Origin of the sequence: Desulfobacula toluolica Tol2 (assembly GCF_000307105.1) — a bacterium.
Taxonomy (GTDB): Bacteria; Desulfobacterota; Desulfobacteria; order Desulfobacterales; family Desulfobacteraceae; genus Desulfobacula; species Desulfobacula toluolica.
Genome location: NC_018645.1, coordinates 3094299 through 3109951 on the forward strand (window position 1 = coordinate 3094299; position 15653 = coordinate 3109951).

A 15653-nucleotide genomic window follows, 5' to 3' on the forward strand; every position below is an offset into this window, starting at 1 on the left:
GAAGGTGATAAAATAATGGCTTATAAAGATAACAACCGTGAATTTGACTTTGTACCAAAAATGATTTGCAACTAACATCTTATTTTATAGGAATAAATTGATCATGTTAAAACACAAGATCCTTTGTTGGTATGGTAAAGATCCCTTTGAAGCAGGGAAAATCCTGATGGAGTCTTCCGGGATATGGAAAAACTGGTCCTTTTTAGATCATATTGGGCTGAAGCCGAATCTGGTCGTCTCCAAAAAGGCATCCTTCGGAGCAACGACTCACCCTGAATTGTGTGCGGGAATAATCACTTTCCTTCAAAAAAAAAGGATTTCAGAATATCAGCATTCTGGAAGGTTCCTGGGTGGGGGACCGAACAGAAAAGGCTTTTAACGTTTGTGGCTATTCAGATATCTCTAAAAAGTACTCCGTTCCCCTGGTGGATCTTCAGCAGGATGCTTCTGTTTTATGTGAAGGATCCAACGGAGAATATCGCATCTGCCGATCGATTCTGGAACTGGACCGCCTCATCAACATCCCTGTACTCAAAGGCCATTGCCAGACGGCCATGACCTGTGCGCTGAAAAATCTGAAAGGCTGCATTCCCAATAGTGAAATACTGCGGACAAGCCGCAGATTTAGGTCGTTGTATTTGCCTTAAAAGTCTCAAGCTGACTCAAAAGGAGATCTCAGAGTTTAGTGATGTTGGTAGAAAGTTTATTATAGAGCTTGAAAAAGGTAAAGCAACTGCTCAACTTGGAAAAGTATTTGAATTATTAAACAGTCTTGGCCTTGAATGCCATCTCATTAAACGTGGAGATCGCTGATATTGGATGCCTTGAATGTTTTTTTTGAACAAACCAGAGTCGGTTCCCTAAGCATTAATGACAGGAGGCAGTTTCCATTTCAATATTCTAAGAAATGGTTGACATCACCTGATGCGTTTCAAATATCAATTTCTTTGCCGATGCAGGAAGAAATTTTTCCACATAACAAAGTAAAATCATTTTTTTCCAATCTGTTACCTGAAGCTGCCGTTAGAATATTAATCGCGAAACAACTTGGAATTTTCGATAAAAATGATTTTATGCTTCTCAAACGTATTGGGGGAGAGTGTGCCGGGGCACAGGAAAAACTGGCACTTTTCTACAGGGAGTCAGTTTGTATCAAAAGTTTAATTAATAAGGTATTTTCTTCCGATCAAAAGAAGATGTTTCAAAAAGGCCAGAAAAAAGGAATCAAAATAGAAGAAAGGACAATCACAATTATATTCAGCGGCAGCCCTATTTTTATGTAATCTGAAAACCGGTAACGCCCGGGGCCGTATACCAGTAAATTGGTCTGATACCCGATGGGAGTTGCAAAACAGGCACTGGCACCAAAGCAGATACCTATTATAAAAGGTCGGGGATCGACACCAAATGACGCTGCAGTCGTCACGGCAATGGGCAGCAAAAGAACGGCCGTGGCATTATTGCTCAATATATGTGTACAGAAGCTGGAAAGAAAAATCACCCCGAGAAGAACAGCATGGGGACTTTTGCCGTCAAAAAGGCTTAAAAATGCATCGGCATAAAGCTGTGTTGCACCGGTTTTCTGCATGGCAACCCCCAGGGCAATCGTGCCGACAATCAGCAGCAAAACTTCGGATTCCAGGGAACGATAGGCATCTTTCAAGCGAAGACAATTGGTGAGTGTCATTAAGAATACTCCCGCAAGAGAACAGACAAGTATATCTGCAAGGCCGGTTGATGCACAGAATACCACACCTACAAATATAAGGGCTGCCATTCGGGCTTTTTCTGTATCAATCATGGAATAGTGAATATCTTCAATGACAATAAATTCATTGGAATTTCGTATTTTGGAAAGCTTTTCCCTGGGACAGCGCACCAGTATGGTATCGCCGACTTTAAGCTTTACCGTTGTTATCTTTCGGTATGAATAATGGTGACGACGGGTCCGGATAGCGATAATCTTAATTTCCGGATCATTTTGAAGTTCAGTAGACAATAGTTTTTCCCGCAGCAATCCAGACATGGGCGGTACAATCAATTCAACAATCAGGTCGTCCTTAAGACCGTGTCCGAAGGCCATGTTTTCCTCTCCATGTGCCAGTTCCATGATCTGCTTTTTCAGGCATGAAACAATATCTTCTGCAGAGCCTTTAACAAGAAGAATATCCTCTTGTTTGACGGTAAGCGGGCTTCGGACGGGATCAAAAATATTTCCATTCCGAAACACTTCAATGACACTCAGGCCCAGTTGCTCCCGGGCATATTCAATGATGTGTTCTTCACCGATCAAGGGACTGTTTTGGGAAACAATCAGCTCGGCAATATATCGGTTTGATTTTGTTTCATCCAGTTCACAGACCGGTGCTGTTCGCCCGGGTAATATTCTCGGAGAGATAAAAATCAAAAAAACAATCCCAATAATTGCGATGGGAATGCCTACCTGGCTGAGTTCAAACATGGAAAGCGGCTCAAAGCCAAATTGTGTTGAAAGGTCACTGACAATAATGTTGGTGGAGGTGCCGATCAGGGTGCAAGTGCCGGCAAGAATCGACACATAAGATAGTGGAATCAGCAGCTTGGAAGGTGAGAAATCGCACTCACAGCTCAACCCCATAACAATGGGGATAAACAAGACAACTACCGGGGTGTTGTTGATAAAGGCAGAGGCCAGAGCGACTGTTGAGAGAATAAGAAAGACGGCGCGGGTTTTGTTCCCTTTTGAAAAATGCAAAATACGCTCGCTGATAAACCCAACCGCACCTGTCCGAATCAGGCCATGACTTAAAAGAAACATTGCCCCCACAGTTATCACAGCAGGATTTGCAAAGCCGGAAATAGTTTCACCAGGGCTTAGGATGCCAGTAATTGCAAGGGCAACCATAATGCCAATGGCAGTCTTATCAACTGCTATTTTCTCAGTTATCAGAAGGCTTAATGACGCTATCAGGATAGCCGTAACAACAATAATATCTAAATTCAGTTCAGGCATAATATATCCCGTCCTTGTCCATTTTCGATCAGACATCCTGTCAATTTCTAAGTATTTCTGAATATAAACATTCTTTTTTAATATACAAATCAACAGCAAAATTCATCGCATATTCATTGCCTCTGCCCCCATTTTTAGACACCTGTGCCTCCCTGCTCATTCCAAGCAGTACCGTAAAAAACATTGCCTTGCTATAATAAGGCCGATGCTGCGTCAGCACCGGCTTCGCCGTCAAGAGCAGAGGATACAATACCGCCTGCATACCCCGCACCTTCACCGACCGGGAATAATCCCACAACCTGGGGGTGCATTCGTGTATTCTGAATCCTTGGAATCCTGACAGGAGAACTGGTACGACTTTCCACAGCCAGTACCACAGCTTCCCGGGTGACATACCCTTTTTTTTGCCGGTTAAAAATACCAAAGCCGGATTTAAGGGCTTCTGTGATAACCGGTCCCAGGACTTTGCTTAAAGGATAACTGACTGCTCCTGGAATATAGGAGGTTTTGGGTAATTCTGCAGAAAGCTTGTCTTCCAGAAAATCCGTCAAACGCTGGGCAGGCGCTGCAAGAGTTTTGCCACCTGCTTCAAAAGCCTTCTTTTCCAACTCCTTTTGAAGCTCAATGCCTGAAAAATATTTGTGTCGGCTGTATTTTTCATGCAGGGATGCATCAATGGTTACAACCATTCCGGCATTGGCACGAGACAGATTCCTATAAGAATTCGACATCCCGTTCAACACCAGTTCTCCGGGACTTGTGGCTGCAGGGACAAGCATTCCGCCAGGACACATGCAGAAAGAATAAACCCCTGTTTTGCCAACCTGACAAGAAAACGAATAGCTGGCGGCGGGAAGATCATGGCTTTTGGCATTTTTCCCATACTGCATAAAATTGATAATCTCCTGGGGATGTTCCACTCTGACACCCATTGCAAAGGGTTTTGATTCAAGGGCAATGCCGCATCGGTCCAGCATCATATAAACATCTCTTGCAGAATGGCCTGTGGCAAGAATCACACCATCGGCAAGAAATTCGTCGTTATCGGTTCTGACACCCTTGATCCTGTCATGCTCCATGATAAGATCTTTCACTCGAGTGTTGAAATGAATCTCACCATTACAGGACAAGATCGTGTTCCTTATGGATTTTATAATCCCTGGCAGCTTGTTGGACCCGATATGCGGGTGAGCATTGACCAGAATATCATGATTTGCACCATGCTGAACAAGAATGGAAAGCATCCTTCCAACATTCCCCCGTTTTGTTGACCGGGTATAGAGCTTGCCATCGCTGTAAGTGCCTGCTCCACCTTCACCAAAACAATAATTGGAATCCTGATTGCAGATCCCGTCGGCATTGATGGTTTTCAGGTCAAATCGCCTTTGTTTAACATCCTTTCCCCTTTCCAGGACAACGGGAATAATGCCATGTTCAATCAATCTAAGTGCTGCAAAAAGACCGGCCGGCCCGCTTCCTACAACAATGATTTTTTTTGAACTGCTAACCGGTTTAAAGCTGACCGGTATCAAAAGATCCTTAACAGGCTCGCCTGAGTAGACCAATACCTGAAGCTCGAACACAGGCATTTTGCTCCTTGCATCCAGAGAACACCTCCGGGTCTGAACCGCATCAATGGCATCAATAGGAATCTTTAAAGCTTTTGCAGCAGCTTTTTTCAGTGCCTTGGAGTCATGAACAGACTCCGAAGAAACTCTCAGGGTTATCTGTTTGATCATTTTGCATCCTTAAATTAATAAAAACAGGGCTGCCATTTCTTAAATGACCCCATTTTTTTTTAGGTTTTATATTATGACAAATCACATCAAAGCCAATTGACAGTTGAGTTTGTTCTCCGTTAAGAACTCATTAAAATATTCAAAGAACTCAAACAAATTTTAAAATATTTATAATTTCAACTGATTAGAGCCGCTCGAGTTTAATCCCCATTAATGGCTGAGTCAACGACAATAAAGCTTTTATCCGAAATAAAAATTGCCGGCAGATGTATGTCATCCAGAAACCCGGGCAGTATGCATGCATATCTTTCCACAAAAATATGCTGAAGTACAAGCCGCAGATGTTCAAAATTAAAATCACAGATGATACCCAAAAAAGTGGCATCGCAATTGATTTGGTCAGGAAAAGAAAGCCAGACATAAAATCAACTCCAGATCTGATGAACCTGCAGACAGTTACTTTTATTGTATATCTATGATTTGCCTGCTATATTTACAATTCAATCACCGCTGGGTGTGATAAAAGAACACAAAAGGCCTTGCAGGCCTGTATTCAATAAAAAAAGGGGTTTATGAAAGCTTTTACCGCATTACCATTAACCAAGCCAATGATCGAAAATCTGGAGACCCTGGGATACCAGGAGATGACTCCGGTTCAGGCGGGGAGTTTGCCCCATGTGCTTAAAGGAGAAGACCTGCTGGCCCAGGCCAAGACAGGTAGTGGGAAAACCGCAGCCTTTGGCATAGGATTGCTGCACAACCTGAATGTAAAGCGCTTCAGGGTGCAAGCCCTGGTGATGTGTCCCACCCGCGAACTGGCAGAACAGGTGGCAGGCGAGCTGCGGCGCATAGCCCGGTTTAAACACAATATCAAGATTGTAACCATCTGCGGCGGAGTGCCCTTTTTACCCCAGCAGATTTCTCTGGAGCATCAGGGACATATTGTGGTGGGAACTCCAGGACGTATTGAACAGCATTTAAAACGCAAAACAATGAATCTTGATCATGTCACAACACTTGTTCTGGACGAGGCGGACAGAATGCTGGATGTTGGTTTTGCCGACAGCATTGAAATGATTATGGGTTATGTTCCAAAACATCGTCAGACCCTTCTTTTTTCCGCCACATTTCCAAAGCCGATCCTTGACTTAAGTACTCGGTTTCAGAAAAACGCGCATCAGGTGGTGGTGGATGTTGAACACGAAGAAAACGTTATTAGGCAATATTTCTTCGAAGCCGGGTGGGAATGGAAGCCCGTTGTTACGGCTCAGATTTTAGATGCATATAAACCGGCATCAGCACTGATTTTCTGCAACACCAAATTGCAGTGCAAGTCTCTTTCAAAGTTCCTTGAGGCAAAAGGATTTTCATCTCTGGCCATTCACGGAGACCTTGAACAGAAGGATCGAACCCAAATATTGGTGCGCTTTTCCAACGGCAGCACCCCCATTCTGGTAGCCACGGACGTGGCAGCCAGGGGACTTGATATCTCAGGTTTGAGTGCGGTAATCAATTTTGACCTCCCGTTTGAGCCGGAGGTGTATATCCACCGCATAGGCCGGACAGGCCGGGCCGGAAAAGAGGGAATGGCTTTTTCCCTTATGACGCCCAAAGAACAATTCAGACTCGAAGAAATAAACACCCTTATGGGCACGGCTTTTGAGGTATCCGATATCGAAGATCTTGAGCCCGCAACCAAAGAGCACGCCACCCCTGCCATGGTGACCTTCTCCATCAATGGTGGGCGAAAAGCCAAACTTCGGCCTGGAGATATCCTGGGTGCTTTGACCAAGGATGCCGGAATCGACGGAAGCTGCGTGGGCAAAATCGACTGCTTTGAGTTTTATTCCTACGTTGCCATTGAGCGCACCATGGCTGATAAAGCTCAAAAAGCGCTCTTTAGAAACAAGATCAAGGGGCGTAACTTTATTGTCCACAGACATGAGTAATGGAGATTAACATTTGAAAATCAAGCAAAATAACTCCCCGAGTCCTTCTCCTGGCCAAAAGGGTGTGATCGTTGCCCACCATGGCATTGCCGTGGATATATTGTTTGCATCGGGAGAACGGCGGAAAGTAAAGGTGAAAAGGCGCGCCGGTCATGTTGTCGGCGACAACGTGGCAGTGCAGGAGCAACGCCTTACCCGGCTGCCGCGTAAAACTCAACTTTGCAGAAGGGATTCCCGGGGCAGTGTCCGAATTATCGGAGCCAACCTGGATGTTCTCGGCGTGGTGATTTCACACCTGCCTTTGCCGACACCCGGATATATTGACCAGGCCATTGTTGCCGCAAGAGAGGCCGACCTGACGCCGATACTGGTGATCAACAAGAAAGATCTTGAAGGTTCAGAACCCTTTATTGCTAAAATTAGAAACACCTACACAGGAATCGTGGATATTTTTGCTGTAAGCTCGTCTACAGGAGAAGGGCTTGACGAGTTAACCTTGTTTTTGGGACAGGGGTTCAGAAGCTTTTTTGTGGGCATCACAGGGGTGGGCAAAAGCAGCCTGCTCAATGCCATCTGCCCGACACTGGATCTCCAGATCGGCCAGCTCTATGAAGCAGGCAAAAGAGGATGCAATACCACCACGGTTTCCACACTTCATTCACTGCCGGGCGGGGGAGAACTTGTGGACACACCTGGCTTCAACGAGTTCGGGCTGGTGGATATCTCGACAGAGGATCTTGCAGGGTATTTTCCAGGGTTTGAAGACGCTATGGAGAGCCGCTGCCGTTTCCGGGATTGCCGCCACCGCACCGAACCGGGCTGCGCCGTGTTGCAATTGGTTGAAAGCAAAAAAATTACCCGGGAACGGTATGCCACCTATCTTGCGATCTTTGATCAGCTTGAAGCCGGAGAGGCCCGGTTTAAAACCCGGAGGTAGGCATTTTCAGGTGATGCCGGCTATCATTGCAATAAAGGCCATGACAGATCACTCTGCCACAACAAACAATGAAAGAGTTTTAATTTCAGCAGGTTAAAAGTTCTTTCAGATAAACACCCAGGGAACTTCGCAGTCACCATTTTCAGCAGAGACATAAACCATGCCGTCTAAAAATGGTAACAGAAAAATCCATGGTACGTTTCACTATACCTGCCAATGCCTGAATGCTTTTCCATTGAAACTGAAAAACAGATACCTTCAAATCATTTAATTTCTCTTGTTCTTTAACCCGCCAACTATCTGATTTTAAGTTAAACGAACACACCTTAACACTTGGTGAAAGCCGGGCTGTTTTTTTTTATTCTGTCAAAGGCCGGCTCCCCTATGTCAATCCATAACGAATAAACTAATCGTGCCAAAGATGTCAAGCAAATATCCCGGACCTTGGGGCCAGGATATTTACTGACCCTGATCACATTTTATTGATGAAGTATATGTATGGTAATAATTTTCTTTCGCTTACTCAATTTACGAAACCCACAATTGGAGAATTTTTGCAATGACACTGAAAACAATAATTATTGATGATGAACCTTTTGTCCGAAAGGATATTTCCAATATGTTATTATCATATAAAAAGGTTGTTGTTACAAGCCAGGCAGGAAGTCTTGCCGAGGCCAGAAAAAAATTATCCCAAAACAGGTTTGACCTGGTTTTTCTTGATATCTGCCTGAGCGGAGGAACTGGATTTGACCTGATTCCCTTTATTAATCCATCTGCAAAAATTGTGTTTATCACCGGTCATGATGAATATGCCATACGCGCATTTGAAGTAAATGCCCTTGATTATCTGCTCAAACCGGTTTGCCCGGATCGCCTTGACAAAACCCTTATGCGGCTCGAACCCGAGATAAAAAGCCCTGTTTCAAGAAACTTTGATCATCGAGTTCTTGTCAATCTAAATTCCGGTTATCAGTTTGTTTCCCCGGATGAAATCATTGTTATTTCATCCATAGGGGGCAATTACATCTGTGTTCATTTAAAAAACAATGAACAATTGGTTTGCAGAAAAACACTTTCCGAATGGGAATCCCTTCTTCCTGAATCCTGTTTTTTCCGCATCCACAGGTCCACCATTATTAATATGAAATATATAAAAAGCATGCTCCATGAAAAAGACGGTTCCTTTCATATCTTTCTCTTTAATCGGGACAAAAGTTTTACTGTGAGCAGACGTATGGTATCCAGCCTGAAAACAAAAATAAAAAAAATGACTTCAGAACAATGAACAATAATAGATCTTTCCTGTCAGGCCAGGCTGTTCAAGCAAAGCCTCCCGTCTGTAAAACTACAATGCCGGACTTTTTATTCAACCCTGGTGGCCTTGAGTCCCGCGAAGATTACCATGTGCTGGTTGTAGATGATGATCCAGACAACCGTTACTTTGTTAAAACCGTTCTTTTACGGGAAAATATCATATGTCAAACCGTATCAAACGGTCTGAATGCCATAGAAAGGATTAAATCAGGACAAATCCCCCGGCTTATTCTCCTGGATATTGTTATGCCAGGCTTATCAGGTTATGAAGTATGCCGTATATTGAGAAATTTTTTTTCTTCCTCTGAACTGCCGATTATCATTTTGACCAAAGAAAGAAGAACGGATGAACTGTTGGAGACCCACCAATTGGGAGCCAATGATTATCTTTTAAAACCTTTTTCCAAACATGAACTTATTGCAAGAGTCCGATGTCAGCTGGAGTTACTTCAGGCCAATAAAATTGTTAAAACCAACAGAGACCTGGAAAAGGAAATACAAAGGCAAAAACAAAAAAAAGAAACCGCCCGGCTCATGGCGGAAAAAGAAAGACTGGAAAAACTTCGTTACCAGATCAACCCTCATTTTCTCTTTAATGCGCTGTCATCCATTCGAGGTGCTGTTTTCAGCGATAAAAAAGCCGCCAGCCAGATGATTTCCCATCTGGCTGAATTTTGCAGGCTTTCCCTTTCCCATGGGACACAAAATCGCCTTACAGTAGACCAAGAGATTTCTTTCATACAACACTATCTGTTTATGGAAAAAATGCGATTTGGAGATTACATAAATATTTGTGTTGAAATCGAACCGGAAGTTAAAAACGTCATCATACCTGCCTTTGTTCTTCAGCCCCTTGTTGAAAATGCGATCAAATACGGCACCCTGACCAGCCCGGATTTTCTTGAAGTAAAAATAACAATAAAAACCCATAATACCGATGAAATTTTTATCCGAATATCCAACACGGGTTTCTGGATAAGCCCTTTTAATAAAGGGGGACACACAGGCATTGGTCTCAAAAACATCAAAGAAAGATTGAATAAATTTTATTCAGGCCGGCAATGCATAAAAAAACAAACAAATGACGGACAGGTAAGCATTATCATTATCCTGCCGGATACCCTTTAATTGTTTATTTCACCTCATTATTCATTTACATGGATTGATAGACCCTTTTTTAAAACTCTTTTTAACCGTTCATCACAAGATTCCTGCCGTTTATCACATAAAGCTTGAAAGATTACCTTCATGTGAGCATATCAAGAAAACAATTTTGCGAAAAATATTGTAACCAAAAGAGCGGAGCTGTGCGCATAAGGTTTTAAGCACCCCGGCTGACCGGACTATGCCGGAAGGCCAGCCAACACCTTTATAATGGGACACCATGAAATGATCCATTCTGCAGTCAGTCACATCACCCTTGAGCTGAACCAGTATCTTGGAAGGACATTCAGTCTTAACGAGGATATTGCCCTTATGTCCAATATCACGGAACAGGACGGAAGTGTTGCTGTAAATGCAAACAACAAAATAGCGGTGTTCATTGTTAACATTGAAAAAGATGTTACCCCTTCTCATCTAAGGAGCAACGGGTTTACGGATGCAAGGGAACAAATCATTGTATACCCGCCTCTGCATTTAAATCTGTTTCTCATGTTTGCGGCAAATTTCGGGGGACCGAATTATCCGGAAGCTTTAAAATTTTTGTCCCACACCATCCGCTTTTTTCAGAACAATCCTGTCTTTACCCGCCAGAATTCTCCCGACCTTGATCCGAGAATAGATAAAATGATTCTGAATATTGAGAATCTGGATATGAAGGATCTGAGCAGTCTCTGGAACATCATAAGCGGTAAATACCTGCCTTCTGTCCTTTACCGGGTAAAGATGCTCACTTTTGAATCCGAGGATGTAAAAGCAAAAGTTTGGTCGGCATCTGATCCAACAACCTCTGTAAATACCTTATAGTGCAGGTTTATGTCAGCATATAAATTATTATTCAGAATTCTGGTAAAGCACGAATATTATTCAGGATCGCCTGCTGGTGATCTTGAATTTTTGCCCACCTCTGCTTGTGAAAAAATAATGAACAATTCTGGGACGTCTAAATCTTCCTGTTTAGTTTGCTCATAATTTGGCCCTCCATTGAACCTGCTTGAGTTGCAGGTAATCTATCCACCTGTAACTCATGCATTTCAACACGCTGATCGCACATACGTTTTCGATCAATAATGACCAGGCAAGCCATTCTCAAGCGATTACAGATCTGATTTGAGACGTGACGTCTGAATTATTTGTATTGTCTGGGATAGATTTCATGTGACCAATAAATTTTCCACAACTCGCTGTAATATCAATTATATTTTCTGTTTTTTCACCGTTTTTAGGTACCGGCAAAAGAGATAAATAGCATCTCTTTTCAGAAGAAAAAACCGCTGTCATACTTCCGGGGTTCGGTAAAATTTCCCGGCGTTGCCGGGTTAAAGACAACAGTTTTTTTTCAATTTCCTGTTGTTCCTTTACAGTCACTCTCATGACCATCTTTGCTGCGTCTTCAGGTAAGGTTCCACAAAAAGCTGGCAAGCGCAGTGCGATTCTGTTGGCGTCTTTTACTTCGCCGACGCCATGGGTTTTACCAAGGCCAAACAGGGATTCAATATTATCGGAACAAATGGGCATCCCGATATTGTTCAATCCCAATGATGATGCGACGATCAGTTGATTTTCCATCCAGGTCATAAAGCCGATAGATACCTGAGATCTCTGGGGAATAGATTGTAACATCGCTTTGCACTCTTTGTATGTCTCGAAATTCAGCCCTCGATGTTTAAGGATTTTCTGGCTTTCTAAAAGCGGACGGGCATCACGGAGGAATCGCTTGATAAACGGCCTGTGTTCAGAAAGCTTACCGATGGAATTTCTAAGCTTTGCAATGACAGATCCCTCTGATGTTCGCCCTCGTGGGGAGTGTTGAAGAATCATTTCAGCCCATTTCACCAGTCGATGAATATTCATGAATCGGGCTTTTGTCGATACTTTTGGAGGAACCAGACAGCCAAGATCCGTCTGTTTCATTTTTTTTGAGGCTTGACCGCATGCAGAGATAAAGCCATCATAAGAAGGATGCCTATTGTATTCTTTTTTCAGCAGATTGGCAACGACATGAGAGACATCATCGATGGAATGACTATACAGCCCTCTTTCCTTCAGAAGTCTGACACCTTTTTTCAAATCCAATCCACCGTCTTTTAAATATGCCGCAGGCTTTCCCGTAATATGGATCACCTGTTGTAAAAAATCCGCAATGGATTTTCCAGTCCATGAGGAAGCCACAGAAATGGCAACACAATTTATGTTTTTAAGGGCAGGCGCGCTCTCATTGGTGGCATGATGATTGATGTTAAGTTCGAGAACAGCAAGAATTTTACCGACACCCAAGGCGATAGAAGTATCTATGATCCAGATGGCACCGTTTACAAATTTGTTTTTCTCAAAAGAAACTGAAGGCAGACCACTGTAAGTCCAAATTTTTGACAATGAATAGCGAGTGAGCCAGTTGATGATCGTTTGAGGGCAAGGAACTTTGCCGTCAATTCCAAAATATGGGGCTAATACGCCAAGCACCCTGGATATGGCTCTGAATCCAATACGACCGATCAGGAATAGGCTCAATGAAATATAAATCAGCAATTCTTTCTTTTCCTTGGCAGGCAAGGTGGCTTTTTTGCGCTCTTCAACCAGCTGCTGCCTGGTCTTTCGAAATTGAAACTTGTATTTGTCTCGATCGTTTCTAATGCGTTTCAGTTCAGCTTTTTGATACTTAATCGTTTGATTTCGATCAACTGCTTTCCCTTTCCAGGCCGATCTACTTTTTTTAATTTTGAAATTTTACTCATAAAAAAACCGATTTCAGTTGAAAAAACAGAAAACATAAGGCGCAAAAGGAATTTTACAACAATCTTGAGTCATTCAGTGGGGTTTGCTATTGTGCGGTTAGATATTGGGTTAATGAAAATAGAGAAGGATCTCTAATGACACATGATAGATTGAAAGCTAAAACGATCCCAGGTGAATATTGCAGATTTTGCGGTAATGATTCGGTTCCTCTTGTGAAAACTAAATGTTGTGATCAATGGATTTGCTGCGACACTTCTTATGTTTCCATCGAAGGTGGAGGGTATTGTCAATATCACCATGAGCAATACAGCGTTTGCTATTTCCATTACAATGACGGGCATTCCGGAAAATGGCAAGAATGCGAAGAATGCAGGGATCTGCTCGGTGAAGATGATTTTAAAGCGGCTTTCCATGATCCTAACAATGTACCACGATATTAACCCGAATAAGAGGCCCAAAAACCGAGCAAAAAAAATGGGCTAATACGCGGTTTTTTAGACACCCCAGATCTAATCCTTTTGACACAATGAAGCAGATTAAAAAGATCATGAGATCATGCAATGAATTTTTTAACACTTCTTGGAGGTTATTTTTAAAAAGTGAAGGGAATTCTATTTTTTTTCTTGACTAAACTTATCATAGATGTCCCCAGATCTCATTGTTTTTTATAAAAATAAGTATTTATTATCAAAAAATATGCAAAATTCAGGGTTTACCCCAGTATATTTTACTGATTTGACATGGTATATCAGGTTACTTTTATTAAATTCCGTCAATTATTTTTTGATTCGGAAGATTATGGATAATGTGAAATTGACATCGGTTATTCACAGAAAAGGAATTGTATTATGATGGGATATGGGGTCACCTTGATTATTGTCCTTAAAAAATGTTTACCATATGAATTAGCCGATCCATAATGTCATAATCGGTGGATGTCAAGCAAGATGTCGCCTTTTTCTAAAACACTTTGTTAATATTCCCGCAAAATCCCCTCATGACCTCCGACGGATAATTTGAGGATCCATTCTCGCCCATGAGGGATTTTTGCTAATGCTATACCCATTTCTGACATCTATGCAGCCCTCTTTGCCGTATCAGTGGATTGTTTTACCTTCTTAAATCTTTTTAAAACAACCTCTGTAACGGGTTTCCAGTTCCTTGTTTTTTTTGACCATCTTTCAGGATGTTTCGTTTTAGCCTTCTGATACACATGATGACGATTTTTAAGGATTTGTATATCCCTGCCGTTGTGTCGATCTTCCGGAGTGACATAATTAATGCCGCTATGCAGATGCTCCTTATTATACCAATGAATAAAACGATTTGCCCATTCTCTGGCATCAAATAGATTTTCAAATGGTTTGTCCGGATATTCCGGTCGATATTTTAATGTCCTGAACAATGACTCTGAGTATGGATTATCATTGCTGATACTGGGTCTGCTGAATGAGGGAATAACTCCCAAATCCTGAAGCTTTGCCAGCATGGTGGCAGATTTCATGGGAGATCCATTATCAGAATGCAAGGTGACTTGTTCTTCTGAAATTTTTTCTTGATTGCAGGCATCCGTTATAAGTTCAGCTGCCAAATCACCGGATTCATATTCATAAACTTGACATGCCACGGCTTTTCGGCTGTATAAATCCATCACCATATATAGGTAAAAGAACCTGCCCCTTACTGTTGACGGCAAATACGTTATGTCCCAGCTCCACAACTGGTTCGGGGCATTTGCAATCAATGGATCAGGACTGTGCCTTTTTGCGGGAAGACTGGATTGACGGTGTTTATTCATTTTTAAGTCCCTAAGAATTCTGTACATGGTTGATTCAGAACCCAGATAAATTCCCTGGTCAGCAAGTCTTGGTACGATCTGATTTGGATTGGACTCAGCAAATTCAGGCGACTCTAATACATTGGCTATCCGGGTCTTTTCATCATCAGACAATTTGTTACCAGGGTCGGCTCGGGAGCCTTTTCGGCTGTCCAATAGGCCATTTTTGCTCCACCGCTGAAGGGTTCGAATGGTCAGTCCCAATAATTGGGCTGCCTTACTTTTTCGTGCCCCTGATTCACAGGCCTCTGAAATCAATTTCAACACAGTTTTTTTGTCTTCTTGACTGATCAATCGTCCTCTGACTCCCCCCAGATTTCCTGGGCTTTTTTTTTAAGAACCAGCAAGGCTGCTGTTTCTGCCAGAGCTTTGTCTTTACGGGACAGGTCTTTTTTTAGAGCAGCGATTTCTTTTTTAAGATTTTTGTACTCTTCAATTTGTTCTTTATTCGCCTTCGGGATTATTGCTGATATGGCATCTTTTTTCCACTGGTCCAAATTATGGATAAAAATACCATTTTTGCGGCACCAGGCAGTGCGTTCGTCAGCAGTCATAGAACCTGTTTTAATTATTGCTGAAATACGTTCTTCGGCTGTCCAGTCTTTGGGGCGTTTTTCTTTTGATTTCAATTTTATGCTTCCGTTTTGTTTGTATTCTCTTAACCATTTACCGATTGTAGACCGGCCAACACCTAATTCTTTTGCAATTTCATGATGGGGTTTGTTTCCCTGTAACACCTTTTTTAACACAGCTTCTTTTAATTGAATAGAATATCCCATATTTATCACCTCAATGCCCCAAATTTAATTTTTAATTGAGGCGACATCTATCCTGACACAGGGGGTAATTAAGGTGACCCCACTTCACATTTTAGAGGCAAAATGGGCCTTTTAAGAAAATTAAAGAAGGAAAAAATCTAAGTTGGGTCTCATTTTGGTTAGTGACTAAATTAATTTTACTCTGACCCCAATTATTTAATGTCATA

Annotated in this window: 13 protein-coding genes and 1 pseudogene; 9 read left to right on the top strand and 5 right to left on the bottom strand. The window is 42.3% G+C overall.

Features of this window, described 5'->3' with window-relative positions:
* Window positions 1-317: 317 nt before the first annotated feature.
* The 3 genes and pseudogenes from TOL2_RS23695 to TOL2_RS26030 form a co-directional block, all read left to right on the top strand.
* Window positions 318-647 (top strand): annotated as a pseudogene (locus tag TOL2_RS23695) (DUF362 domain-containing protein); the annotation flags it as partial.
* Window positions 598-813 (top strand): helix-turn-helix domain-containing protein, encoded by a 216-nt coding sequence (locus TOL2_RS26025; protein ID WP_198408339.1) that lies wholly within the window; start codon window positions 598-600, stop codon window positions 811-813. The pseudogene TOL2_RS23695 and the gene TOL2_RS26025, both read left to right, overlap by 50 nt.
* A gap of 11 nt (window positions 814-824) precedes the next feature.
* Window positions 825-1283, top strand: coding sequence for a HipA N-terminal domain-containing protein (locus TOL2_RS26030; RefSeq protein ID WP_408605420.1), 459 nt, complete (start codon window positions 825-827; stop codon window positions 1281-1283).
* Here the strand turns inward: TOL2_RS26030 and TOL2_RS14160 are convergent.
* Window positions 1202-2992, bottom strand: coding sequence for an SLC13 family permease (locus tag TOL2_RS14160; protein ID WP_014958091.1), 1791 nt, complete (start codon window positions 2990-2992; stop codon window positions 1202-1204). The genes TOL2_RS26030 and TOL2_RS14160 overlap by 82 nt on opposite strands.
* A gap of 191 nt (window positions 2993-3183) precedes the next feature.
* Window positions 3184-4731 (bottom strand): NAD(P)/FAD-dependent oxidoreductase, encoded by a 1548-nt coding sequence (locus TOL2_RS14165; protein ID WP_014958092.1) that lies wholly within the window; start codon window positions 4729-4731, stop codon window positions 3184-3186.
* A 572-nt stretch (window positions 4732-5303) separates the two neighbouring features.
* On the opposite strand from TOL2_RS14165, the gene dbpA reads away from it, so the two are divergent.
* On the top strand, window positions 5304-6680 hold the full coding sequence (gene dbpA, locus TOL2_RS14170) for an ATP-dependent RNA helicase DbpA (protein WP_014958093.1): 1377 nt from the start codon (window positions 5304-5306) through the stop codon (window positions 6678-6680).
* Window positions 6681-6693: 13 nt separating this feature from the next.
* Window positions 6694-7617: a ribosome small subunit-dependent GTPase A gene (gene rsgA / locus TOL2_RS14175; protein WP_014958094.1), complete on the top strand. Its 924-nt coding sequence runs from the start codon at window positions 6694-6696 to the stop codon at window positions 7615-7617.
* A gap of 142 nt (window positions 7618-7759) precedes the next feature.
* Here the strand turns inward: rsgA and TOL2_RS26035 are convergent, their stop codons facing one another.
* On the bottom strand, window positions 7760-7942 hold the full coding sequence (locus TOL2_RS26035) for a YaeQ family protein (RefSeq protein WP_083863673.1): 183 nt from the start codon (window positions 7940-7942) through the stop codon (window positions 7760-7762).
* A 234-nt stretch (window positions 7943-8176) separates the two neighbouring features.
* Between TOL2_RS26035 and TOL2_RS14180 the strand changes: the two genes are divergently transcribed.
* From TOL2_RS14180 to TOL2_RS14190, 3 genes are all read left to right on the top strand, one after another.
* The gene (locus TOL2_RS14180) at window positions 8177-8905 is read left to right on the top strand and encodes a LytR/AlgR family response regulator transcription factor (protein ID WP_014958095.1); all 729 of its coding nucleotides are present in this window, start codon (window positions 8177-8179) and stop codon (window positions 8903-8905) included.
* Window positions 8902-10062: a response regulator gene (locus TOL2_RS14185; protein WP_014958096.1), complete on the top strand. Its 1161-nt coding sequence runs from the start codon at window positions 8902-8904 to the stop codon at window positions 10060-10062. Before TOL2_RS14180 ends, TOL2_RS14185 begins: the two co-directional genes overlap by 4 nt.
* 261 nt (window positions 10063-10323) lie before the next feature.
* Complete coding sequence (locus TOL2_RS14190; RefSeq protein WP_014958097.1) at window positions 10324-10902, top strand: DUF4255 domain-containing protein; 579 nt, start codon at window positions 10324-10326, stop codon at window positions 10900-10902.
* Window positions 10903-11184: 282 nt separating this feature from the next.
* Here the strand turns inward: TOL2_RS14190 and TOL2_RS14195 are convergent, their stop codons facing one another.
* Window positions 11185-12624, bottom strand: coding sequence for a hypothetical protein (locus tag TOL2_RS14195; RefSeq protein ID WP_193787649.1), 1440 nt, complete (start codon window positions 12622-12624; stop codon window positions 11185-11187).
* 341 nt (window positions 12625-12965) lie between these two features.
* Here TOL2_RS14195 and TOL2_RS24215 point away from each other — a divergent pair, with 341 nt between their 5' ends.
* Window positions 12966-13271 carry a hypothetical protein gene (locus tag TOL2_RS24215; protein ID WP_014955645.1) on the top strand — a complete coding sequence of 102 codons (306 nt, stop codon included), beginning with the start codon at window positions 12966-12968 and terminating at the stop codon, window positions 13269-13271.
* 635 nt (window positions 13272-13906) lie between these two features.
* On the opposite strand, the gene TOL2_RS14210 is transcribed toward TOL2_RS24215, so the two are convergent.
* A protein-coding gene (locus TOL2_RS14210; protein WP_408605376.1) for an IS3 family transposase occupies window positions 13907-15447 on the bottom strand; the annotation gives its coding sequence in 2 pieces (ribosomal slippage) (window positions 13907-14988 and window positions 14988-15447; 1542 coding nt in all).
* Window positions 15448-15653 lie beyond the last annotated feature (206 nt).